Source organism: Thermoactinomyces sp. CICC 23799 (assembly GCF_016055145.1).
Classification (GTDB): domain Bacteria; phylum Bacillota; class Bacilli; order Thermoactinomycetales; family Thermoactinomycetaceae; genus Thermoactinomyces; species Thermoactinomyces intermedius.
This window is the reverse complement of the sequence record NZ_JAECVV010000006.1, coordinates 120,331-144,772: the sequence shown is the minus strand read 5'-3', so window position 1 is coordinate 144,772 and position 24,442 is coordinate 120,331. Positions and strand designations below refer to the sequence as shown.

Here is a 24,442-nt window from a genome sequence, read left to right as displayed (position 1 = left end):
GAAAGCGATAAAATGGCAGCGAACCAAACTGTAAAAATTAAAGGGGATGAATTGAATTTTTCTCAATTCTCATCTGTTGTTTTTGAAAAAACCCCGGTTGCCTTGGACGATGAAGCCATCAAACGGATGCAAGCTTCCCGGGATTTTGTCGAACGGCTGATTCAAAACAGAGAAACAGTTTACGGGATCACCACCGGCTTTGGCCAGTTATGCAACCGTTTCATCGATCCCGGCCAAGCTTCCCGGCTTCAACACCATTTAATCCAAAGCCATGCCTGCGGAACGGGGGAACCGCTTCCGGAGCCAGTGGTCCGCGGAATGATGCTGCTCCGGATCAACGCTTTGGCCAAAGGTTATTCCGGAATTCGCCCTTCCACGGTGCAAGCTCTGGTGACGTTGTTGAACCGGGAAGTGTATCCGGTCATCCCCTCGCAAGGGTCACTCGGTGCCAGCGGGGATCTGGTCCCGCTCGCCCACATGTGCCTTCCGCTTTTGGGAAGGGGAGAAGTCATGCATCAGGGGAAACGAAAGCCCGCTTCGGATGTATTAAAAGAAATCGGCCTGACGCCGCTTAAACTGGAAGCCAAGGAAGGATTGGCCTTCATCAACGGAACGCAAATGATGTGCAGCCTCGGAGCCTTGGCCGTGATGGAAGCCAAAAAACTTTTGCTGGCTGCAGACATTATTGCTTGCATGACTTTGGAAGCATTGGAAGGCATCCCGCATGCCTTTCATCCCCGTCTGCAACAAGTGCGCGGACAGTCCGGCCAAATGGTCACCGCGGATAACTTGCGCAAACTGCTTCAAGGCAGTGAATGCATCAGCAAGCCCGGGGAAAAACGGGTCCAGGATGCTTACAGTCTTCGTTGTATCCCACAAGTGCACGGCGCTTCCAAAGATGCTTTCCATTATGTTGAAGAGATTGTGCTCCGGGAAATGAATGCCGCAACCGATAACCCGCTTCTTTTCGCCGATGAAGAAGAAGTCGTCTCCGGAGGAAATTTTCACGGGCAGCCCCTTGCTTTGGCTTTGGATTTCTTAACCATGGCGATGGCCGAGATCGCCAACATCTCCGAACGCCGCACGGAAAGGCTCGTCAATCCGCAACTCAGCGGCCTCCCTCCGTTTTTGGTCCCCAACGGGGGATTAAACTCCGGTTACATGATTTTTCAATATGTCGCCGCTTCCCTGGTTTCGGAAAACAAAACCTTGTCGCATCCGGCTTCCGTCGATTCCATCCCCTCCTCCGGCAATCAGGAAGACCATGTCAGCATGGGAGCGATCAGCGCCCGGAAATGCCGGCAAGTGATCGAAAACACCCGCAAAGTGCTGGCCATCGAATATCTTTGTGCCGCGCAAGCTCTGGAATTTCAATCAAAAAAACCGGGCAGAAGCACACGGCTGGCTTACGATCTGTTGCGCCAATCGGTCCCTCCCTTGGAAGAAGACCGGGAAGGTTACCGGGAAATCGAATGGGCCGACCATCTCATCCAAAGCGGACAACTGACCAGTTTGATTCAAAGCCGGATCGGGCTGAAAGTTTGACCGGCAAAGAAAAAAGCAACGGACTTTGCTGTTCCGTTGCTTTTGTCGTCATCAATCCCAAATCTTCACCGGGCAAAACCCGATGGCATCGCATGAAACCAGGCGCAATTCGATTCCGTCGACATTCCCTTCAATCGCATCTTCTTGCGCCCTGCCGTGCAAATGACCATAAACGCACAGTTTCACGCCATATTTCTTCATGAGTTCCATAAATCCCGATTCGCTGGCCATCGGCGTGATCGGAGGATAATGCAGCATCACGATTTTTTCTTTATCCGGTTGTTCACGCTCCGCCATTTCCAGAGCGATTTCAAGCCTTCCCACTTGGCGTTCATAAATTTTCCGGTCTTCTTCTTCGTTGTAAAACTTATCTCCCGGCAGCGTCCAGCCTCTCGTGCCGGCAACCACTTTTCCTTCCACCAGCGTGTAATCGGCATCGATCCACTCCATGCCTTCCGGGAGCATCTGGCGGACTTTCTTTTTGCTTTGGGCGTAATAACAATGATTTCCCGGCGACAGCACTTTTTTTCCGGGAAGCTGATGGATCCAGCCGAAATCGTAACGGGCCACTTCCAGTTTCATCGCCCAGCTGATATCCCCGGGAATCAAAACGGTATCTTCCGGTTGGACGGTATCTAACCAATGATCACGAATTTGATGATAATGCCGGTCCCATCCAAACACATCCATCGGTTTATCAATGTCTTTTTCCGGATCAATGTCATACAAACTGACTTCCCTGTTAAAAGATAAATGCAGATCACTTAATGCGTAAATGGCCAATCATCTTCACACCTTTTTCTTCTTGTAACGGTTTGTCGGTTATGATTGTATAATACAAAAACCCGGTCACTTGAGCAATTTTTCAAAACAAACGGAAGAAAAACACCTCCCGCATCGGGAGGTGTTTTTTTGGTGATCAGGAGCAACCGGTGGTGGCACCGCAATCCAGGCAAACATAACAGGATCCGTTCCGTTTGGTCATTCCGCCGCATTCAATGCACAAGGGGGCTCCACTGCTGGCACGGATGGCTTCCAGATTGCTGTTTTCCACAGATGCGGACGACAGTTGCAATGATTCCTTCCGTTTTTCATCCGCCTTTAATTCCTTTGTTTCCTTTGCTTCCGCTGCCGGTGCGTCAACGGCCGATTCTTTCTTTTTCTGGTTCAAATAACAACGCAACTCTTCTTTCTTCGGCGGAACTTGGACAAAATCCGTTTTTCCCAGATATTCCATACCCAATAACCGGAAGACGTAATCAATCACCGAAGTGGCCATTTTGATATTGGGATGGTCCACCATTCCGGCCGGTTCAAACCGGGTGAACGTCAATGAGTTGACATATTTTTCAAGCGGCACCCCGTATTGCAAGCCGAGAGAAACCGCAACGGCAAATGCATCCAGCATGCCCCGCATCGTGCTTCCTGCTTTGTGCATGTCAATAAAGATTTCTCCCAACGAGCCGTCTTCATATTCCCCGGTGCGAACATAGATCTTCTGCCCGTTGATTCTTGCCTCTTGAGTGAATCCGTCCCGTTTCCGCGGCAACTGGCGACGGACACCGGACACACGGCCTTGGGAAACCGCTTGGCTTGACTCAGGGCCGGCAGACAGCGCCTCTTCTTCCGCGGCTTCCTCATCGTTTTGATCGTCCCCTTTGGTATTGAGCGGCTGGGAGCTTTTGGATCCGTCGCGGTACAAGGCCACGGCCTTCAATCCCAATTTCCATCCTTCTTCATAAGCATGGAGGATATCCTCAACGGTGGCACTATTCGGCATGTTAATGGTTTTTGAAATGGCTCCGCTCAAGAAAGGCTGAGCCGCGGCCATCATCCGCAGATGCCCCATGTAGTGGATAAAGCGGGTGCCATGTTTTCCGCACGGGTTGGCCGTGTCAAAAACCGGGTAATGCTCTTCACGCAGATGCGGTGCTCCTTCAATCGTCATCATGCCGCAAATCACATCATTGGCTTCATCGACTTGCTTCTTGGTGAAGCCCAATGCCCTTAACACGTCAAAATCCGGTTTTTCATACTGTTCGGGGGTAAAGCCCAAGCGTTTCAAACAATCATCCGTCAATGTATAACGGTTGAAAGCAAACGAAAGCTCAAACACTGTCGGCAGAATTTCTTCCACCCGGTTCAGATCTTCATCGGTAAACCCTTTTTGTTTCAAGGTTTCCCGGTTAATGTGAGGCGCATTGTCCAACGACAACGTACCCGTTACATAAGTGAGAATGTCGTCGATTTGCTCTTTGCTGTAACCCAGCTTTTTCAAGGCCGGACGGATGGAATGGTTGGCGATTTTAAAGTAACCGCCGCCGGCCAGCTTTTTAAATTTCACCAACGCAAAATCCGGTTCGATCCCCGTCGTGTCGCAATCCATCAACAAACCGATGGTTCCGGTTGGAGCCAAGAGGGTCGTTTGCGCATTGCGATAACCGTATTTTTCTCCCATGGCGAGAGCTTCGTCCCAAGCAGCCCGGGCCGCTTTCAACAGATATTCCGGGCAAACTTTTTCATCAATGCCCATCGGCTTGACTTCCAGGTTTTCATATTCTTCTTCCGGTGCATTGTATGCCGCACGGCGATGGTTGCGAATCACCCTGAGCATATGCTCCCGGTTTTGCGGGAATGCTTTAAAAGGTCCCAACTCTTTGGCCATTTCCGCCGAAGTGGAATAAGCCACCCCGGTCATGATGGCCGTGATCGCCCCCGTAATCGCCAAGGCTTCTTTGGAATCATAAGGAATGCCGGAAATCATCAGCAACGTTCCGATGTTGGCATATCCAAGCCCCAAGGTGCGATACAAATAAGAAAGCTTGGCGATTTCTTTGGACGGATATTGTGCCATCAACACAGAGATTTCCAGAACAATGGTCCACAGACGGCAAGCATGACGGAAAGCGGGAATATCGAACTTGCCGGTTTCGGCATCAAAAAATTTCACCAGGTTCAACGAAGCCAGGTTACAAGCGGTATTATCCAAAAACATGTATTCCGAGCAAGGATTGGAAGCATTGATCCGGTTGTGCCTTGCCCCGAGTTTGCCATCCATCCCGGCGGGCGTGGTATGCCACTCATTGATGGTGGTGTCATATTGGATTCCAGGATCGGCACATTCCCAAGCGGCTTTTCCGATTTGTTCCCACAAGGAACGGGCCGGGATTTTTTTGCACACTTCACCGGTCGTGCGGTACGTCAGCTCCCAGTCTTCATTGTTTTTCAGTTTCTTGAAGAAAGAATGGGGGACCCGGACAGAGTTGTTGGAATTTTGCCCGGAAATGGTTTCATAAGCTTCTCCGTTAAACGAAGAATCATATCCGGCTTGAATCAATGCTCTGGCTTTTTTCTCCTCGACCAATTTCCAATTGATAAACTCTTCGATATCCGGGTGATCAATATCCAGGCACACCATTTTTGCCGCCCGGCGGGTGGTGCCGCCCGATTTGATCGCTCCGGCTGCACGGTCCCCGATTTTCAGGAAAGAAAGCAGTCCGGATGAAGTGCCTCCGCCTGACAGGGTTTCCCCTTTCCCGCGGATATTGGAGAAGTTGCTTCCCGTACCGCTTCCATATTTAAACAACCGTGCTTCCCGCACCCACAAATCCATGATTCCATTTTCATTGACCAGATCGTCTTCCACCGAAAGAATAAAGCAGGCATGCGGTTGCGGACGTTCATATGCACTTTTCGATTTCTTCAATTCTTCCGTTTTGGGATCCACATAATAATGGCCTTGCGGTTTTCCGGTAATACCATAAGCATAACTTAATCCCGTGTTAAACCACTGGGGGGAGTTTGGCGCGGCCATTTGGTGCAACAGCATGTACACCAATTCATCATAAAAGGCCTGGGCATCTTCCTCCGTATCGAAATATCCGTGATCTTCCCCCCATTTCCGCCAGCATCCGGCCAAACGGTGCACAACCTGTTTGACGCTTCTTTCCGGTCCGAGAACTTTCTTTCCGTTTTCATCGAGGATTTCATTTCCCTCTTCATCCGTTTGGGGCACTCCCGCTTTGCGGAAGTATTTGGAAACCAAAATATCGGTGGCAACCTGTGACCAACCCTTCGGAACTTCGGCTCCCTTCATCTCATAAACAACCGTTCCGTCCGGATTGGTGATGCGGCTGTCCCGTTTTGTATATTCAATCGTGTCATATGGGTTTTGGCCTTTTTTGGTGAAGTACCTCGTGATCTTCATTGTTTCCCTCTCTTCTTTCTACTATATGTAGTATCAAAAACAGTATAATACTACTATATATTGAAAATCAAAAGACATCAAATAAAAAAATAGTGAAATATCTTGTTCTTTTTTTTCCTGTCTTGCAAACTATACATATAACACGCGAAAGGATGAAACCTCATGATGATTTTGTATGATGATCAATTCAAAAAACGCGAAGATGTGCGTATTGACATTGAGGACCGTGCCTATCAATTCGGCGACGGAATTTATGAAGTGATCCGGGTTTATGATGGAAAACCTTTTTATTTGAAAGAACATTTAGAAAGACTGGAGAAAAGTGCCAAAAAAATAAGATTAAACCTCCCTTATTCCTTGGACGAGCTGGAGGATCGGTTAAACCAATTAATCAAACAAAACGATTTTACACAAGGAAATCTTTATTTACAAGTCAGCCGGGGAACCGCCCCGAGAAACCACGCTTTCCCGAAAAACAGCGCCCCCCTTCTCATAGCATACACCCAACCGGCCGAACGCCCCGTCAAAGAACAAACGGAAGGGATCCGTGCCATCACGGCGGAAGACATCCGCTGGCTTTGGTGTGATGTCAAAAGCTTAAACCTTCTCGGAGCCGTGTTGGCCAAGCAAGAAGCTCATGACAAGCACTGCAAAGAAGCCATCTTCATCCGGGACGGCATTGTCACGGAAGGAAGCTCCACCAATCTCTTTATGGTAAAAGACGGCATGCTCCTCACACATCCGGCCGACCATTTCATTTTACACGGAATCACCCGAAAGATCACTTTACAATTAGCGGATCAATTGCAAATTCCTGTCAGCGAAAAGAAATTTGGCAAAGAATCCCTTTTTGATGCCGATGAAATCTTTATCACCAGCACCACCATGGAAATCTGCCCGGTGGTGGAAGTGGACGGAAAAACCATCGGCGACGGGTGCCCCGGTCCGCTCACCCGACGGTTGCAAGAAGCTTTTAAACGGCTGATCCCGTCAAAAACCGAAGCTTGAACGCCCACTTTCCGCCCGGTTTCTCATGAGGTTCCGCAAATGAAAAAAAGATGAAAAATCACACTTTCTCCAGAAACAGCCAAGGAAGACCCATCAAATCCGGTCTTCCTTGGCTGTTTTCGGATCATTTTTATTTTTTCGCCTCAATGATTTTAAATCCGGTGTTCCGTAGCGTGACATCTTTGATCAATACAGGGTTTTCCGCCGTATGATTGAGCTCGGTGACATTCGAACCATGAGTCAACTGGATGTTTAAAATATTCAGCGTTGTTGTGACGGCCACCTGAAGGGGTGTTTTGCCATCATAATTGTCCATCCGCTGTTCGGCCACTTTTTTCATATTCCCGTTGACATCAAAAAGCTCCACTTGGTCCTTTTTATCCGACCATACCAAACGGAACCGCTCATCCCCCACGGATTGAATATCCATGGCAAACGATTCATTTGGCGGAGGCTGGATCAAAAAGCCGGAAGCCGCTCCCGCATCCAACCGGACTTGGGATTTTGGAAACACATCCAGGTAATTGCGGTTTTGCTCATCCACCGACAAAATGGCCTGACCGAAATCAATGATCCAAGGCTGATGGTTCAACCAGTCGCGCAGTGCGGATGATTTATCGCTGATGCCATCCACTTTCGGCGCATTCAGCCGGGCCCCTTCATCACCGCGGAATTTGAGCTTCATTTCCCCTCGCATCGGAGTGATACCGACCGCGATCCATTTCTCTTTTTTCCCTTCTTCCTGAAGCGAGATATGTACAGGATTTCCGGAGAGATAATAGATCTCGAAATGGTATTTCTTATTGGGGGAAATACGATATTGATTGCCGGATTTTGCAATCGTCGTGACTTTATCTCCGCCAACCTGATGGAACAGACCGATTTCCCCTTTTTCATCAATATACAAACCGTAAATGGAAGACTTGTCTTCTGCTTCCAGATATCCCAGAAACGTGTTGGTTTCTTTCAGGATGAAATCCCCTTTTAAAACGGAGTTGCCCTGGATGCTTTTGGACAAGGTATACTGATCCTTTTCTTTTGTGAACTGGATCAGCTGATTTTCCCCTTTTGCCTGATTTGCTTTATCCCCGCTGGACACAAACAAACCGGCCAAAGGATTGTCGGATGAATAGCTGTCCTTCGGCTGCCATTGGGCCACCGCCAAGGATACCAGAACCAATGCCGCCGCAGCCACCGTCACGGTTGCATAAACTTTCTTCCGGTTACTCTTTTCTTTTCTTGAGCGGGACAATCCGGCCTCATCCGCATGATGCTGAAGATAATTCTCGATGCTTTCGGCAACTTCTTCAAAATTGCGTTGCCGGTTCAAGGCAAACAACGCCAATTTGGCAATCTTCTGCGGGATTTTCTTTTCGTTTAAAATCTTTTCTGCCGACTTGTGTCCGCCTATCGGCGACTGGCCGGTCAACAAATAGAACAACAATTCACGCCATTTCTCATCATATCTCGGCTTTTCCGGATCTTTCATGTAATAGAACAATAACAGCGGTTTTTGCCCGTTGAGCAAAATGTTTTTCGGATCCAGCGTTGCGCTTAACGGCAGTGGCAAACGGGATAAATCAAGCAATGTTTTAAAGCACCGGTTCACCAAGCGAACGGCAACTTCCGGCTCCATCGCCCGCTCTTTATTCACGATCAAGGGCAAAGGATCCCCAGAAAAAGGCGGATGAACCAAAATGATTTGGTCCTTTTCTTCCATGACATCCAGAATTGGTGCCAAGTTAGGATGCTGCAAACGGCGAAAGGATTCGCGATAACCGGACGGTAAAGGTCGACGGGTGATTTTGATGGATTGCAGGAATACCTGAGCACCATCTGGGGATTTTGCTTGCAGAAGTTGTCCGGAAAAAAAATTAATCACGTCTTCCACTTGAAATCTCTCGTAATAACGACGATTTAATCGACTTCCCTGTTTCAACAGCATTTTCCCCTAACTTATAAAAGTTTATTATGATCAAAAAATGGATTAGAGCAATTATAATCAGCAATCTATATGCTATCATAAGAACTCGAAAAATCAAGCAGGATGATCTCACCAGTCCCAATTGATCTCAAAGGAAAATTCAGAAAAAAACTTACGATTATGATGATACTCTGTCCAAAAAAATAAATCAATTCATATATCGAAATAAGAAGAAATAGCAACATAAATTTCATGAAAATTTCATATTCAAACAAAAAAGCTTTCCAACCGAAATGATTGGAAAGCCGAAAACATACATCCCCTCTTATCTGCGCAAGTTCCAATCATCGGAATCATAGCGCTCGCGGATGCGGGCTTGGACCCGCTCTTTTTCTTCCGGTGTCAATTCGCCCGGCTCCAATTTGACGCCGATTCCTTTTTGGAACCCTTCGTAAAAAGCCTGGATAACTTCATCCAACGAAACCGGATGGGACAAAATCCGGTTGATGGCCACCGCTTTTTGCAAAAATTGTTCTTTCAGCCTTTGCCGGACCCGTTCGGAAGGAAATACCAGCAAGGAGAACAACAGATCTTCATCAAAATCCATCAAAATCGAACCATGCTGGAGAACCACTCCGTGTTGCCGGGTTTGTGCACTTCCGGCCACTTTTTTTCCGTCGATCACCAGTTCATAATCCGACGGGGAATCAAAACAAGCAGCCGACATGTGTTCTTTTTTGGTCTTTTGCGGATCGGACAAATAAGCGTTCAACCCCAGCGCTTTAAATCCTTCCAACAGTCCCTGGCTGATGACCCGGTAGGACTCGCTGACGGTTTTGGGCATGATCGGATCCTCTTCCGGCACGATCACGCTGTAGGTCAGCTCCTTGTCATGGAGAACCGCCCGTCCCCCGGTCATCCGCCGGACAAAGCCCAGATTTTTTTCCTTTATGTAAGACAGGTTGACTTCTTTTTTGGCTTTTTGGAAGTAACCGATCGACAAAGTCGGAACCTGCCAACCGTAAAAACGCAAAGTCGGGGGAACCTTTTTCTCCGCGACAAGCTCCATGACCGCTTGATCAATCGCCATATTTTCCGCGGCGGAATATGCCTGGTAAGGCAAAAATCGCCATGTTGTCATTTCCATCACACCTTTGTCATCAAATCCGTTTACTTTTTCATGATACAACACTTATTCAAAATCTGCATGCGACCGTTGCCGCTTCTCCCATTCCAATACCTTTTGCAGCGTTTCATCCAGCGGTGTCGCATGATAACCCAACTCCCGAACCGCTTTTTGCGAGGAATAATAAATCGTTCTCCCGGTCAATTTGGCCAAATCCCAAGCAAAAGGCGGTTCCTTCCCGATCAGCCAGGATAAACCTTCCCCCAGCCACGAAACACCTTTCACCAACGGAGCCGGAACCGGATAAACCGTCCGGTTGCTTCCTGCCAAGCGGATGATCCTCTGAAACAGCTCCCGCAAGGGCAGATTGGTCCCCCCCAAGAGATACCTCTCTCCCTTTTTGCCGTGCAATGCCGCCATAAGGTGGCCTTTTGCCACATCATCCACATCACAAACGTTCATGCCGCCTTCCGGTGCAACAAACAATCGCCCTTGCAACACGGAACGGACAAAATTGGAAGCATAATTCCTTCTGCCAAGGATGACCGTGGGGTTAACAATGGTCGCATTAAGCCCTTTTTTGACATACTGCAGCACGACCTCTTCGCCTGCTTTTTTTGCCATGGAATAGCCGACTTTCAGGCGGTCCCCGTTAAACGGGTAGGATTCATCGGCAATTTCATTGAAAGGCAGTCCCACTGCAGCCGCCGAGCTGGTGTGGATAAATTTTTTCACCCCGCTTTTCAGCGCTTCTTCCGCTATATGTTGCGTCCCGTTGACATTGATCCGGAACATGTGCTTTTTTCCGGCTTTTCCCCAAGTCACTTCCCCCGCCACATGAAAAACCCAATCCATCCCTTCACAACAACCGGCAATCGTATCCGGACGGGTCAAATCCCCGGTGCGAAGCGAAATCTTTACCGGGAGATCATGCAAACGGGATGTTTCCCGGTGCAGGACGGTGACATCATACCCTTGTTCCCATAAATAATGCACCAGGTTTCTCCCCACAAAACCGGTGCCGCCGGTGACCAATACCTTCATCCAAACCCCTCCCATTCAAAGATGTTCCATGATCCATTATTTCATATCCATCCGGGCAAAAAACAAGTGGTTCAGCCAATAAACAAAGCGCCGCATGCATGTGCATGCAGCGCTTTGTCTTCCCTTAACCCTTGAAGGAGATGATCTCTTTGTCCCCCCGGGTGACATTTTCTTTTTCGATCTGAACGGTTTTCCCTTCTTCCAGGTTGGTAAATACGATCGGAGAAATGAGCGACGGCGCATTCTCCTTCACAAAATCCAAGTCAAACTCCAGCAATTTTTGCCCTGCTTTGACGGAATCGCCTTCCTGTACAAAGCTTTCAAATCCTTTTCCTTCCAACTTCACGGTATCAATTCCGATATGAATCAGCACTTCACGACCGTTCGGAGTGCGGATGCCGATGGCGTGCTTGGTCGGGAAAAGATTGATGATTTCACCGTCCACGGGGGAAACAACCACTCCTTCAGCCGGCTCGACGGCAAATCCGTCTCCCATCATTTTTTGCGAGAACACTTCATCCGGCACTTTTTCAATCGGCAGAAGTTTCCCGGTCATGGGCGAAACCAACGTTTCCTCTTGGTCATGTTGAACCGTCGCCGGTTCTTCTTTTTTGGTGTCTTTTTCTTTGTCTTTCTCCGTTACTTGCGGGCTTTTTCCCATCATGATGCGCTTCATTTGTTCCTTGATGTTATCTGACTTCGGCCCGAAAATGATCTGGAAGTGATTTCCCATCTCCAGGACACCGGAAGCTCCCAGTTTTTTGAGGCGGTCTTTGTTCACCTGTCCGGCATCATGGACCGAAATCCGGAGCCGGGTAATGCAAGCATCCAAGTTGGCAATGTTTTCTTTTCCGCCCAACGCTTCCAAGACATTGGCCGCAAGTTCCCCGGTCGGCGACGCAGCCGTTGCATCGTCGCTTTCCGCATCATCTTCCCGGCCCGGTGTTTTCAGGTTCCAGAACTGGATGGTAAAGCGGAATCCGAAATAATAGATCACCGCAAAGACCAGCCCGACCGGAATGATTAACCAAGGCTTGGTATCCTGCCCCCAGAACATGATCAAGTCGATCACACCGCCGGAGAAGGTCATTCCGGCTTTAACGCCCAAAATATCCATCATCATGAAGGACAAACCGGCAAACACACAGTGAATGGCATAAAGGACCGGGGCCACAAACAAGAACGAAAACTCAATCGGTTCGGTAATCCCGGTCAAAAATGAGGTCAAACCGGCCGACAACATGATCCCGCCAACCAATTTTTTCTTTTCTTTGCGGGCCGTGTGGTAAATCGCCAACGCAGCCGCCGGCAAACCAAAAATCATGAACGGAAATTTCCCGGACATGAACGTTCCGGCCGTCGGGTCTCCGACCATGAAACGGTTCAAATCCCCTTTGACTATTTGGCCCGTATCAGTGACATATTGTCCAAACTCAAACCAGAACGGTGAATAGAAAATATGATGCAATCCAAACGGAATGAGGGAACGCTCGATCAAACCGAAGATGAAAGCCGCAACCGCCGTATTTTGGGTTGTCACAATTTTGGACAGGTTATCGATTTGATCCTGAATCGGCGGCCATACAAAGAAAAAGATCAATCCAAGCAAAAACGCCGAAACAGCCGTTACAATCGGAACAAAACGTTTTCCTCCGAAAAAGCCGAGGAACGAAGGCAGTTCGATATCGTGAAAACGGTTATACAAATAGGCGGCAACCGCCCCGATGATGATTCCTCCGAACACACCCATCTGCAAAGTGGGAATTCCCAGCACATCGACGGTTTCCACTTGATTTAACTTTGCCATTTCCCCCAGGGTGGTGTTCATGATCAAATACCCGACGACGGCAGCCAATCCGGCTGTCCCTTCCCCGCCGGACAAACCGATCGCCACCCCGATGGCAAAAATCAATGCGAGGTTTTGAAAAATGATGTTTCCTGCACTTTCCAAAATGCTGATGTCCAGCTTATTCCCGAATGCCAAAAGCAATCCGGCAGCCGGCAAAATCGCAACGGGCAGCATCAATGCTTTTCCGATTCGTTGCAAGACGCCAAACAAATTTTTGAACATGCAAATTACCTCCTCTGTTTCTCCTATTTTGCCCTTTTCTCACGCAAAAAGGCATGAGCAAAAAAAGCAGACAGAAAGCGCTTGCACAAGGTGCAAACCGCTCTCGCAGCTTTTTCCACTCATGCCTGATCGAATCAGTAACACGTGGTAAAAGAACAAAAACAGGAATATTTACTTTTTATCAGACCAAAGTTGTTGCAGATGTAAGGTCAAATAACTGATCTCTGCAGGATACACCGGTTTGTTCAGTTCCTTTTCCATCACTTTGGCTAGTTTCCAAGCCATATTGTAACACAAAGGATACTGAGTTCGCAACATTTCATTCATCCCTTCGGGTTCCGAAATACTTTCCCCTTTTTCCGTCCGTTCAATGGCATAACGCAAGTGTGTGACCAAACGCATATAGGATAAACTTTGCTTGTCCAGTTTTTGACCCAGCGTATTTTCGACAAATCGAATCAATTTTAAGATTAATTTGGAATATTTCTGAAGTTCCGCCAAATGCCGCCTCGTCAAAGCGCTGTGAATGTGAAGGGCAATGAAACCGATTTCTTCTTCCGGCAGATGCACATCCAGCCGCAGGTTGATCCACCGGACAATCTCTTCGGCAACCTGATATTCTTTTTGATATAACGTTCGCGTTTCGATCAGAAAAGGGTTGTGAAAAGAAAGCCCCTGCTCGGTTCTCTTGATCGCAAAAGCAATGTGGTCCATTAAAGCGACATGAATATGCTCATTCAAAGGGGATTGAAACCGGTCCTGAATATGCTGAACCACTTCATTCATCACTTCCACCAACCGATCATCCACTTGGTTCAGCAATTGCTTGTATTGTTCTTGTTCCTTCGGATCATATAAGACAAAACATTTCTCCACTGTTTTTTCATCGATCACGGCGCCGGCTCTTTTATGGAATCCCAAGCCTTTCCCGATTAAAACCGTTTCTCCAAAGACCGGGTGAACGGCTATGACCACATTGTTATTCAATATTTTTTTTATACGAAACAATCCGCTCACTTTTTCCATCCTCACTTTACTCGTTGCCTATGTGCTTTGAGTATACGTGAACATGATTTTCTTTTCAATAACAGTGTAACCATACTCGATAATAAAAAAAGTTCCTTTTAAGGGAACTACCCTGAAAGGAACTTTTCCAAACGGAAAAATGAACAAGATGAATTCAAGGAAAACGTTATGGTTGTCCGGTCAGTTCTTCTTTCTTTTCATGGATTTGACGGGCTTCTTCCTGCCACCATAATGCTTCTTCAGGATTTTCCATAATTTCCTTGATTTCGTGACGTTCTTCCACAACCGGCAACGATCCCCGGAGCGCTTTTCCGGATGTTTCCTTCACGAACCAGGTGACCACCAGCATTCCCACCACCGATGCGAAAATCAGGTAATACGCCGGAACCATCCGGTTATTCGTCTGACTGATGAGCCAGGAAACAACAAGCGGTGTCGTCCCTCCGAACAAGGAGGTCGAAATGTTATAAGTGATCGCCAATGCCCCGTTGCGTACATTGGTAAAAAACAAAGAAGGCAAGACCGACGGCATGGTTCCCTGAAATGTGGAAGAAAAGACCGCCAACAGCATCAATCCGGCAAACACAAGGATGGCATTGCCGCTTCCGATGAGCAAAAACGCCGGAACGGATAAGAGGATCAACCCGACCAAACCGCCCTGCACGATTTTTTTGGCTCCGATCCGGTCACTGGCATATCCCATCAACAAGACGATCGGAATCATGATCAGCATCACAACCACAATCAGCAGCAGCCCTTCGGCTTCCCCGTAACCAAGCACGGCGGTCAAATGCGAAGGCATGTAGGGATAAAACCGTATAATTGATGACATTATAGGAGAATACCACAAACAACCCAATGAGAATCGGACGCCAATGAAGCCGGAGGATGTCTTTGACGGATGCATGTTCATCATTTTCTTCCTCCGGTTTGTCACTTTCCATCGCCTCGTAAACCGGCGCTTCATCCAACTTGTTCCGGAGATAAAAACCGATCAGTCCGATCGGCGCGGCAACCAAAAACGGAATTCTCCATCCCCACGCCAACATGGTCTCTTCACCCAAAAGATAGGTCAGCACCGTGACCAATCCGGCCCCGGCAATATATCCGACGAGGGTTCCCACTTCCAAACCGCTGGACATAAACCCTCTTTTTTTATCCGGCGTGGATTCGGCGATATACGTCATGGCGCTGGCATATTCTCCGCCGGTGGAAAAGCCTTGGGCCAAACGCGCCAACAGCAACAAAATCGTTGCGGTGGATCCGATGGAGGCATAACCCGGAATCAAACCGATACTCAGTGTCGAAACGGCCATGATAATCAAAGTGACCGACAGAATATTCTTTCTTCCGAACCGGTCTCCCAACATGCCGAAGAAGATCCCGCCGATGGGCCGCACGAGAAAAGCGATGGCAAATGTGGCAAACGAATAGACCAATTGCATGACTCCGCTTGCCTCCGGAAAGAACACTTGTCCGATGGTGGCTGCCAGGTAGGAATAAATCCCGAAGTCAAACCATTCCATCGCATTCCCGGCGGAAGTGGCCATGACCGCGCGCTTGGATTCCTTGGCATCCACCACGGTAATGTCGTCTTTTTTCAGTTTCATCTTTAACTTTTTTCTCAATCGGTTTCTTTGCTCCATTTTTTCTTCCAACCGGCAATTCCTCCTTTTGGCAGTCGGTTAATCTTAATGTGTCCGCATTTCAACAGAATTAAAACCGGCAAACCCCGGTCAAAAAAACAGTCCTTTCCAATTGGAAAGGGCTCTTCAGTCATTGGTTTATCCAATTTGATTCTCATCAGAAAACCGCCATCAGCCAAAATCCGCCCAAGGATTGATTGCCACTTGCACCTAAGACTTTCCGCTTTGTAATCCAACCATCGCTCCAGTATTCCTTCATCCAAACGTTATTTGATTTTCCTTGTTCCGGTTTGTCCATCGGTCACCGGCGAACCCGTGAAAAACGTCCTGGTCCATTCATCCCGTTCACCTTCCCTCACATATATATACCTCTTTTGGCGGCAAATAAACGTGAAATTGCGGAAACTCTGGAAAATCAGGCTCCCAATAAAAAAGCACAAACGAAGGGCACGCCCCCGTTTGTGCTTTCATTTTATTCATTGGTCCGGTTTCGTCCAACGCACGACCGGCTTTCTTGCCGCCTGCACTTCATCCAATCTTTTCAATACGGTATGGTGCGGGGCTTCCTGCACGATCTCCGGATTTTCTTCCGCTTCTTTGGCAATTTGAATCATGGCCTCCACAAAGGCATCCAAGGTTTCTTTGCTTTCTGTTTCGGTCGGTTCAATCATCAGGCACTCATCCACGATCAGCGGGAAATAAATCGTCGGCGGATGCATGCCGAAATCCAGCAATCGTTTGGCCATATCCAGGGTCCGTACCCCCAATTTCTTCTGTTTTTTGCCGGACAAGACAAATTCATGTTTGCAATGTTGCGGATACGGCAGGTCGAAATAAGGCTCGAGCCGACGCATCAGATAATTGGCATTTAATACGGCATCTTCTGACACCCGGCGCAAACCGGCAGGCCCCATCGTCCGGATATAGGCATATGCACGGACCAAAATCCCGAAGTTTCCGTAAAACCCTTTGATGCGGCCGATGGAGCCGGGAATATTTTCATCGAGATAATAATTTCCCTCATCATCCTTTTTCACGACCGGGGTGGGCAAAAACGGCGTCAATTCCTTTCGCACCCCGACCGGTCCGGCTCCCGGGCCGCCACCTCCATGCGGGGTTGTAAACGTTTTGTGCAAGTTTAAGTGCACCACGTCAAATCCCATATCTCCGGGACGGGCAATCCCCAAAATCGCATTGGCATTGGCCCCGTCATAATACAGCAACCCGCCCGCTTCATGAACCAGGTCGGCAATTTCCAGAATTTGTTCTTCAAACAAGCCCAAGGTGTTGGGGTTGGTCAGCATCAGGGCTGCTGTATCTTCCCCCAAAACTTTTTTCAGTTCTTCCACATCCACCAGGCCTTTTTCGTTGGAAGGGATGGTGATGGTTTGAAATCCGGCGACGGAGGCACTGGCCGGGTTGGTTCCGTGTGCCGAATCCGGAACAATCACTTTGTTTCGCCCGCTTTCCCCGCGCGATTCATGGTAAGCACGAATCAACATCAAGCCGGTCCATTCCCCTTGCGCTCCGGCGGCTGATTGCAACGTCACGGCATCCATTCCGGTAATTTCGGCCAGGTCGTTTTGCAATTCATACAGAAGTTGCAAAGCGCCTTGAACCGTTTCTTCCGGCTGATAAGGATGGATTTGGGCAAATCCGGGATAACGGGCCACGTCCTCATGCACTTTCGGATTGTATTTCATGGTGCACGATCCCAAGGGATAAAAGCCGTTGTCCACACCGTGGTTGCGTCTGGACAATTCCGTATAGTGACGCATCAAATCCAGTTCGGACACTTCCGGGAGTTCCGCCGGTTCTTCCCGAAGCAACTCTGCTGGCAGATCATCCACGTCGGGCACATCCGACTCCGGCAAACTGTATGCCACACGCCCCGGGCGGCTCATTTCAAAAATCAAGGCTTTCTCTTTGTTCTTCATAAGATTTCCTCCAATCTTTCTGCCAACTGGTCGATTTCTTCTTTGGTCCGCACTTCGGTCACTGCCATCAGCATCTGTTTCTCCCAAGCCGGGTTCAACTTTCCAAGATCATATCCGCCGATCATTCCGTGGCGGAGGAGGGCTTGATTGACTTCTGCGGCCGGGCGGCTGAGTTCAATCACAAATTCATTGAAGAACGGTTGCTGATAAACCGGTCGAACCCCCGGAACCTGTGACAGGCGTTTTTGCGCGTAATGGGCTTTTTTGGTGTTTAACCAGGCCACTTCCTGCATGCCTTTTTTCCCCAATGCCGACATGTAAACGCTGGCGGCCAGGGCCATCAGTGCCTGATTGGAACAGATATTGGATGTCGCTTTGTCGCGGCGGATGTGTTGTTCCCTGGCCTGCAAAGTGAGAACAAATCCGCGCACCCCGTCTTCATCCACGGTTTGCCCCACAATCCGTCCCGGAATCTTGCGCATCAACTTTTTTGTCGTCGCAAAAAACCCGCAGTGGGGGCCTCCGAAAGAAGCCGGGATTCCCAAAGGTTGTGCATCCCCGACAACAATGTCCGCTTTATATTGGCCGGGCGGTTTCAAAATGCCGAGAGACAACGGATTGGTGCTGACAATCAACAAGCCTTTATGCGCATGGGCAATTTCTTCAATCCCCTTTAAGTCTTCAATGTTCCCAAGGAAATTCGGGGATTGGACAAGGACAGCCGCCGTTTTTTCATCCGCCAGCTGCCGCAGCGCTTCGATGTCGGTCACTCCGTCTTTGGCCGGCACCATGACAATCTCCCATCCGAATCCTTTGGCATTGGTTTGAAGAATCTGGACGGCCTCCGGATGGATGGTTTCAGAAACGATCATTTTTTTCTGACGGGAGGCCCCTGCCGCCACACTGGCTGCTTCCGCCAAGGCGGTAAATCCGTCATACATGGATGAGTTGGCCACTTCCATGCCGGTCAGTTCACAAATCATGGTTTGGAATTCAAAAATGGCTTGCAGTTCCCCTTGGCTGATTTCCGGCTGGTAAGGGGTATAAGCGGTATAAAATTCCGACCGCGAGATGACATGATTCACTACACTGGGAATATGGTGTTCATACACGCCGGCTCCCAAAAAAGAAACATATTGGTCCAACGAAGCATTTTTTCCGGCCAGACGGGCCATATGCCTCACCAAAGCCGGCTCACTCATCGCTTGGGGAAGGTTTAATTCGCCTTGAAAGCGCACTTCTTCGGGAATCTCTGCAAACAACTCCTCAACCGATCCGACTCCAATGGTTTTCAACATTTCTTTCCGATCCTGATCCGTCATCGGCAAATAACGAAACTTTGTCATATCCGACCTCCGCCTTTCTCTTTTACTTCTCGCGCTGATAAAAAGGGGTTTTGACGATTTTCGCTTTCAATTTTTTCTTGCGGATTTGCACTTCCACTTCTTCACCGGTTTTGGCATATTCTGAACGGATCAATGCCAACCCGATATTCTTTTTTAACGTGGGGGACTGTGTTCCCGTGGTGACTTCCCCGATTTTTTCTTCCCCCCGGTAAACAGGGTAGCCGGTGCGCGGAATTCCCCGCTCCGCCATTTCCAGTCCGACCAGTTTGCGGGGAGCGCCTTCTTTCTTTTGCAAAGCCAAGACGTCCCGCCCGATGAACTCCCCTTTATCCGGTTTGACGGCAAAGCCCAACCCTGCTTCGACCGGGGTAATCGTTTCGGACAGTTCTTGTCCGTATAACGGGAGTTTGGCCTCAAAGCGTAAGGTGTCCCGTGCTCCCAATCCGCAAGGCAAAACACCTTCCGGCTTTCCTTCCTCCAGAATCGCCTTCCACAACCCGGGAGCGTCCTCAGCGGAAAAATAGATTTCAAACCCGTCTTCCCCGGTGTAACCGGTTCGTGAAACCAGACATCCTTTGACTCCGGCAATCTCGGTTTCCTGTTGGAATTTGAAAAATGAAATCGATGATAAATCCGTTTCCGTCAAGCGTTGCAATACCTGTTCCGCCAGCGGCCCCTGCAAAGCAAGAAGCGCCACTTTCTCGGAAATGTCTTCCACAACCACTTGTCCGGAAGCATGTTGTTTGATCCAGTCGTAATCTTTATCGATATTTGAAGCATTCACCACCAGCATGAATGTTTCTTCTCCTGTCCGGTAAATCAACAGGTCGTCGATGGTTCCGCCATCCTCTTTGCACATGATGGTATATTGCGCGGCTCCCGGTTTCAGCTTGGAAACATCATTGGTGGTCAGCTTTTGCAGCAGATCCAAAGCACCCGGCCCGCTGACCATGATTTCTCCCATGTGGGAAACATCAAACAATCCGGCTTTGGTTCGGACCGCTTCGTGCTCCTGTTTGATGCCGGAAAACTGGACAGGCATTTCCCAACCGCCAAAAGCAACCATTTTGGCGTCATCTTTGTAAACTTCATACAACGGAGTTTTTTTCAGCTCACTCATGTCTGGTTCCTCCTTACTTCATGGGTCATGAAAAAAAGACAGAATGTCCCCTGTCACGGGAAAAACACTCTGTCCTTATGACCTGAGAGTTGCTTTGCGAAATGAACGCAAAGTTGCCCCTTTGGTGGCTGTGATCCAAAAGACCAGCACTCTCCAGAGGTGCGTCCAGCGGGCCTCCTTTTGCCTGAGAGATTCGCCTTCTTTCAAGGCTTGCTCCTTCGGCGCCACGGATGTGGTCTCTCCTCCCGCCTTCAACCGCCGAACGATATTTGGTTATCTACCCCTCATTTTGCCATAATTCACGATTATTTTCGAGGTTATTATATAAAAAAGTTCGTTTTTATTTCCCCATGCATTCATTTACTTCGTTTGAACCATACTATAACAGGATTCATGACTATCAGAAAGGTGGATCGACGGATGCATTCACCCCCGATTCGTTTTGACCGAACATGGCTTCAATCCTTTCTGACCCAAGCGGAAACAGACCAAAACTGGTCCACATGGGAACGCTTCCAATTGGCGGTGGAAGCGGCCGAAAAAAAGATCATCCCTTCTTTTGAATCTATCCAATGTTTGAAACAAATTCAAGGGTTTGAACCGCTTCCGCACCAAATTGAAGTCGCAAGGCGTGTCATCAACGAAATGCGCGGCCGTGCCATCCTGGCGGATGAAGTGGGACTCGGAAAAACCATTGAAGCCGGTTTGATTTTCAAAGAATATCTGATCCGCGGACTGGTCAAGCGGGCTTTGGTTTTGGTGCCTTCATCTTTAGTATTGCAATGGACCCGGGAATTGAATCAAAAATTTGACATCCCGGTCATGGCCCAAAAGAAAGTCTGGATGTGGGACAAATATGACTTTTTAGTCGCTTCCATCGACACCGCCAAACGAACCCCCCACCGCGAACATGTGTTGAACAAGCATTATGATCTGGTCATTATCGATGAAGCCCACAAACTGAAAAACCGGCGTACGAAAAACTGGCAATTTATTAACCAGTTGCAAAAAAAATATTGTCTGTTGCTGACGGCAACGCCTATTCAAAATGAGATACAGGAATTATATAACCTGGTGACCCTTTTAAAACCGGGGCACCTGGGAAAACAGTCCGATTTTAACAGCGATTATGTCGCAGGAAAACGAAAAGCCAAAAATGAGGCCCAACTGAAAGAGGAAATTCAACGCGTGTTGATCCGAAACCGCCGCTCCGATCAGCAACTACCGTTGACCAAACGGCATGTTCAAACCATTTCTATCGAACTTTCCGGTGCCGAGCGGGCTCTGTATGACGGCATCACAAACTTTGTACGCCAAAGATACCACAAATCATCCGACATGCAAAACACGCTTTCCCTTTTGGTTTTGCAAAAAGAAATTTGCAGCAGCCGGGACGCGGTGTTTCATACTTTATTTAAACTACTGCAAAAAGAGGCAAAAGGTCAATCCGAAATTTCGCCGGAGATTTCCAATCTGATCACGCTTTTAAGAAGCATAAAATATTCTTCCAAAGCCAAAGCCGCCGTCGAATTAATCCGCCGCCTGTCCCCGGAAAAAGTGGTGTTGTTTACGGAATACCGCGCAACCCAGGAAATGCTGATGCGGGAATTACTCAATGCCGGGATTCAAGCCGTCCCCTTTCGCGGCGGATTTAACCGGAATAAAAAAGACTGGATGATGGAGCTGTTCCAAAAAAGGGCCCAGGTTCTTGTCGCGACGGAGGCAGGCGGCGAAGGCATCAATCTCCAATTTTGCCGCCATATGATCAACTATGACATGCCCTGGAACCCGATGCGGGTGGAACAACGAATCGGCCGGATTCACCGGTTGGGGCAAAAAAGCGATGTGTATATTTATAATTTTGCCACCTTAAACACCATTGAGGAGCATATCATCTGGTTGCTGCATGAAAAAATCGATCTTTTCCGGTCCGTCATCGGCGAACTGGAAGTCATTTTGGAAAAAATGGATTGGGAAAAAGACGTGGAACAAAACATTATGCGGGTTTGGCTGGAAGCGAAAGATGACGGGGAAGTCCGCAAGCAACTGAGCAAATGGGGAGATGCCTTTTTTGAAACGAAAAAAGCGGTCCTGAAAGATCGGAAGGAAAAAGAGGATGTGTTGCTTTATGGATCCAGCCCAAGTTAGAGAGTGGACAGAGAAATACCTGAAGCTTTATCAATGCCCGGTCATTGAATCGGGCCCTTCTTATCTGATCACACAATTATCGGTCGAAGCCGATAAAGATTTGCTCAACCGTCCCTTCTACTGGATGTACGTTGAAAAAATGAACATTCCGCCCAAACCGGTCCAACTTTGCTTTATTTTCGATCCAAAAAACCATCCTCCTGACATCCGGGGGGAAATACTGCATTACGGGTCCCCCCGTTTCCAAAAAATGCTCCAATCCGCGCAAAAACACGGAAAATTTGTCCGTTTGTACGAAGATCCCGGCTGGCAACCAAGCCACTCGCCATCCAAGCCCTACACGCCCTGGCTGTTGGTCAATTATCAGCTTTCCTATGTTTGTGACCAGAAAAAGGATCGCTTGTGTTCCCTTGGCATCAATTTGTTAAACGGGGAAATTGCCGAGTCGTTTTATGACCGTCTGAAAAACCGAAAATGGTTGAACCGCCTGCCTCCCCACCGCTATCTCCCTGCACAGGGAATGTCTTTGACTGAAGCCGTCGGCGAATTGGAATACTATCTGGAAGACCAATTGAAAGAAGAAGACCAGACATGGGCAACCAAAGCAAAAGAACGATTGCGCATGGAACTGGAGCAATTAAATGCCTTTTATCCGGATGATGAGGAAAACCAAGGCGAAGAAATCCGGCTGGAAAAGAAAAACCGGGAACAAGAATTGGTTTGGCAATTCCATCCCCGCATCGAAGCGGAGGTGGTCAATGCCGGACTGTTTTACATGGAATCATGAAAAAACAGGGTGTGGCTTAAACCCGGCACACACCCTGTTTCCGTTTGGCCTTATGTAACTTTTAACGTTTGGTGATCAAGACGATATTCCCCGGGATCCCGTTGGTCTGTCCCATCAGGCGCAAGGGAAGAATGGGGCCGAGAGTGAAATGATCGGGTGAAAACAGCGACTCAATCGTTTCCTTGGCCAGCGGTTTAATGGCAATTTCCCTTTCGCCGGCCGCTTCTTTCAGCTTATCGGTCAATTCGCGGCAACCCCGCAATAACAATTGTCCGCCCGGTTTTAAAACGCGCAGAATCTCTTTCACGTACCGGGGCCGGTCTTCTTCCGGAATCACATGCAGGCAACCCCGGTCATTGGCAAAATCAACCGATTCATCCTCAACGGGAAGCGCCAAAGCGTTTCCTTGTTTGAAATCGACTTTAACCTTTGCTTCTTCCGCCCGTTTTTTCGCCAGTTGAATGGCATTGGACGAAAAGTCCACCCCGGTGACATCAAATCCGCATTTCGCCAGAAAAATCGATTCCCATCCGCCGCCGCAACCGATGTCCACCCCACGCTTTCCCTCTGGTGGCAACCCTTTGACGGCAAATAACGCAACCAGTTCCGATGAAGCTGTTCCAAAATCCCAGTTTTTAAAGTCGCCGGTTTCGTAAGCTTGATTCCAGTCCATCTCCATCCCCCATTTTGGTGAATAATGAAATGACAAAATTATTATATTCCCTTTTCCTTTAAAAAAGAAACCACGTCACGGATTCAGTAATTTGGACAGAAATTGACGGGTGCGTTCCTCTTTGGGATTCACAAAAATTTCATCCGGCGATCCCGATTCGATCACTTTTCCGTGATCCATAAAAATGATTTGGTCCGCCACGTCACGGGCAAAAGACATCTCATGGGTGACAATCAGCATCGTTTGCTGCTCCCGGGCCAGCTCTTTCATCGTTTTCAGCACTTCCCCGACCAGCTCCGGATCCAGCGCCGAAGTCGGTTCATCAAAAAGCAGCACCTCCGGTTCCATCGCCAACGCCCGGGCAATGGCCACGCGCTGTTGTTGCCCTCCGGAAAGCTGGCTCGGAAACACATGCTTTTTGTCGGACAATCCCACTTTTTCAAGCAATTGTTCGGCTTTTTCCCGTGCCTTTTGCTTTGATTCCTTTTTGACCACAACCGGCCCTTCCATCACATTCTCCAGCACCGTACGATGCGGAAACAAGTGAAATCCCTGAAATACCATCCCGGTTTTTTCGCGCAACTTCCGGATTTCCGCCGGCGCGATTTTCCGGTCTCCGAACGACAGTGTGACATTGGAAATGGTCAATTGTCCCCGGTCGGGGGTTTCCAGCAGATTCAAGCAACGCAACAGGGTCGATTTTCCCGATCCGCTCGGACCGATGATGCAAACCACTTCCCCCTGGCGGACCTCCAACTCAATCCCTTTCAATACTTCCACATCACCAAACGATTTATGAAGATCTTTGATCCCGATCACAGCTGCTCCCCCTTT

Annotated in this window: 17 protein-coding genes, 2 pseudogenes and 1 riboswitch; of the genes and pseudogenes, 4 read left to right on the top strand and 15 right to left on the bottom strand. The window is 48.6% G+C overall.

Annotated features, from left to right (window positions below; all coding sequences use genetic code 11):
* The first annotated feature begins 12 nt into the window (after positions 1-12).
* On the top strand, positions 13-1,545 hold the full coding sequence (gene hutH / locus I8U21_RS09670; RefSeq protein ID WP_181731708.1) for a histidine ammonia-lyase: 1,533 nt from the start codon (positions 13-15) through the stop codon (positions 1,543-1,545).
* Between the two features lie 51 nt (positions 1,546-1,596).
* Here the strand turns inward: hutH and I8U21_RS09665 are convergent, their stop codons facing one another.
* The 3 genes and pseudogenes from I8U21_RS09665 to I8U21_RS15325 form a co-directional block, all read right to left on the bottom strand.
* Entirely contained in the window at positions 1,597-2,328 is a 732-nt protein-coding gene (locus tag I8U21_RS09665) for a metallophosphoesterase (protein ID WP_181731709.1), read from the bottom strand.
* A gap of 136 nt (positions 2,329-2,464) precedes the next feature.
* Complete coding sequence (locus I8U21_RS15380) at positions 2,465-3,115, bottom strand: TSCPD domain-containing protein (protein WP_445267830.1); 651 nt, start codon at positions 3,113-3,115, stop codon at positions 2,465-2,467.
* A 138-nt stretch (positions 3,116-3,253) separates the two neighbouring features.
* A pseudogene (locus I8U21_RS15325) lies at positions 3,254-5,755 on the bottom strand (vitamin B12-dependent ribonucleotide reductase); the annotation flags it as partial.
* Positions 5,756-5,914: 159 nt separating this feature from the next.
* Between I8U21_RS15325 and dat the strand changes: the two are divergent.
* Positions 5,915-6,760 carry a D-amino-acid transaminase gene (dat, locus tag I8U21_RS09655; RefSeq protein ID WP_181731711.1) on the top strand — a complete coding sequence of 282 codons (846 nt, stop codon included), beginning with the start codon at positions 5,915-5,917 and terminating at the stop codon, positions 6,758-6,760.
* Positions 6,761-6,890: 130 nt separating this feature from the next.
* On the opposite strand, the gene I8U21_RS09650 is transcribed toward dat, so the two are convergent.
* From I8U21_RS09650 to gcvT, 10 genes and pseudogenes are all read right to left on the bottom strand, one after another.
* Entirely contained in the window at positions 6,891-8,699 is a 1,809-nt protein-coding gene (locus I8U21_RS09650) for a serine/threonine-protein kinase (protein ID WP_181731712.1), read from the bottom strand.
* A 310-nt stretch (positions 8,700-9,009) separates the two neighbouring features.
* Positions 9,010-9,825 (bottom strand): lipoate--protein ligase family protein, encoded by an 816-nt coding sequence (locus I8U21_RS09645; RefSeq protein WP_181731713.1) that lies wholly within the window; start codon positions 9,823-9,825, stop codon positions 9,010-9,012.
* A 51-nt stretch (positions 9,826-9,876) separates the two neighbouring features.
* Positions 9,877-10,854 carry an NAD-dependent epimerase/dehydratase family protein gene (locus tag I8U21_RS09640; protein ID WP_181731714.1) on the bottom strand — a complete coding sequence of 326 codons (978 nt, stop codon included), beginning with the start codon at positions 10,852-10,854 and terminating at the stop codon, positions 9,877-9,879.
* 124 nt (positions 10,855-10,978) lie between these two features.
* The gene (gene ptsG / locus I8U21_RS09635; protein ID WP_198053807.1) at positions 10,979-12,925 is read right to left on the bottom strand and encodes a glucose-specific PTS transporter subunit IIBC; all 1,947 of its coding nucleotides are present in this window, start codon (positions 12,923-12,925) and stop codon (positions 10,979-10,981) included.
* A gap of 171 nt (positions 12,926-13,096) precedes the next feature.
* The gene (glcT, locus tag I8U21_RS09630) at positions 13,097-13,942 is read right to left on the bottom strand and encodes a glucose PTS transporter transcription antiterminator GlcT (protein ID WP_181731716.1); all 846 of its coding nucleotides are present in this window, start codon (positions 13,940-13,942) and stop codon (positions 13,097-13,099) included.
* Positions 13,943-14,117: 175 nt separating this feature from the next.
* Positions 14,118-15,597: pseudogene (locus I8U21_RS09625) on the bottom strand (MFS transporter).
* Complete coding sequence (locus I8U21_RS09620) at positions 15,576-15,755, bottom strand: hypothetical protein (RefSeq protein ID WP_198053806.1); 180 nt, start codon at positions 15,753-15,755, stop codon at positions 15,576-15,578. The pseudogene I8U21_RS09625 and the gene I8U21_RS09620 overlap by 22 nt, the downstream one beginning before the upstream one ends.
* Before the next feature lie 318 nt (positions 15,756-16,073).
* On the bottom strand, positions 16,074-17,534 hold the full coding sequence (gene gcvPB / locus I8U21_RS09615) for an aminomethyl-transferring glycine dehydrogenase subunit GcvPB (RefSeq protein ID WP_181731718.1): 1,461 nt from the start codon (positions 17,532-17,534) through the stop codon (positions 16,074-16,076).
* Positions 17,531-18,880, bottom strand: coding sequence for an aminomethyl-transferring glycine dehydrogenase subunit GcvPA (gene gcvPA / locus I8U21_RS09610; RefSeq protein ID WP_198053805.1), 1,350 nt, complete (start codon positions 18,878-18,880; stop codon positions 17,531-17,533). The genes gcvPB and gcvPA overlap by 4 nt, the downstream gene beginning before the upstream one ends.
* A gap of 22 nt (positions 18,881-18,902) precedes the next feature.
* Complete coding sequence (gene gcvT / locus I8U21_RS09605; protein ID WP_181731720.1) at positions 18,903-20,000, bottom strand: glycine cleavage system aminomethyltransferase GcvT; 1,098 nt, start codon at positions 19,998-20,000, stop codon at positions 18,903-18,905.
* Between the two features lie 162 nt (positions 20,001-20,162).
* A riboswitch (glycine riboswitch) is annotated at positions 20,163-20,255 on the bottom strand.
* Positions 20,256-20,420: 165 nt separating this feature from the next.
* Between gcvT and I8U21_RS09600 the strand changes: the two genes are divergently transcribed.
* Together I8U21_RS09600 and I8U21_RS09595 are read left to right on the top strand one after the other, a co-directional pair.
* Positions 20,421-22,148 carry a DEAD/DEAH box helicase gene (locus I8U21_RS09600; protein ID WP_181731721.1) on the top strand — a complete coding sequence of 576 codons (1,728 nt, stop codon included), beginning with the start codon at positions 20,421-20,423 and terminating at the stop codon, positions 22,146-22,148.
* Positions 22,129-22,935 (top strand): YqhG family protein, encoded by an 807-nt coding sequence (locus I8U21_RS09595; protein WP_181731722.1) that lies wholly within the window; start codon positions 22,129-22,131, stop codon positions 22,933-22,935. Before I8U21_RS09600 ends, I8U21_RS09595 begins: the two co-directional genes overlap by 20 nt.
* 61 nt (positions 22,936-22,996) lie before the next feature.
* Here I8U21_RS09595 and I8U21_RS09590 read toward each other — a convergent pair whose 3' ends face one another.
* Both I8U21_RS09590 and I8U21_RS09585 read right to left on the bottom strand, forming a co-directional pair.
* Entirely contained in the window at positions 22,997-23,608 is a 612-nt protein-coding gene (locus I8U21_RS09590) for a class I SAM-dependent methyltransferase (protein ID WP_198053804.1), read from the bottom strand.
* Between the two features lie 75 nt (positions 23,609-23,683).
* Entirely contained in the window at positions 23,684-24,427 is a 744-nt protein-coding gene (locus tag I8U21_RS09585; RefSeq protein ID WP_181731724.1) for an amino acid ABC transporter ATP-binding protein, read from the bottom strand.
* Positions 24,428-24,442 lie beyond the last annotated feature (15 nt).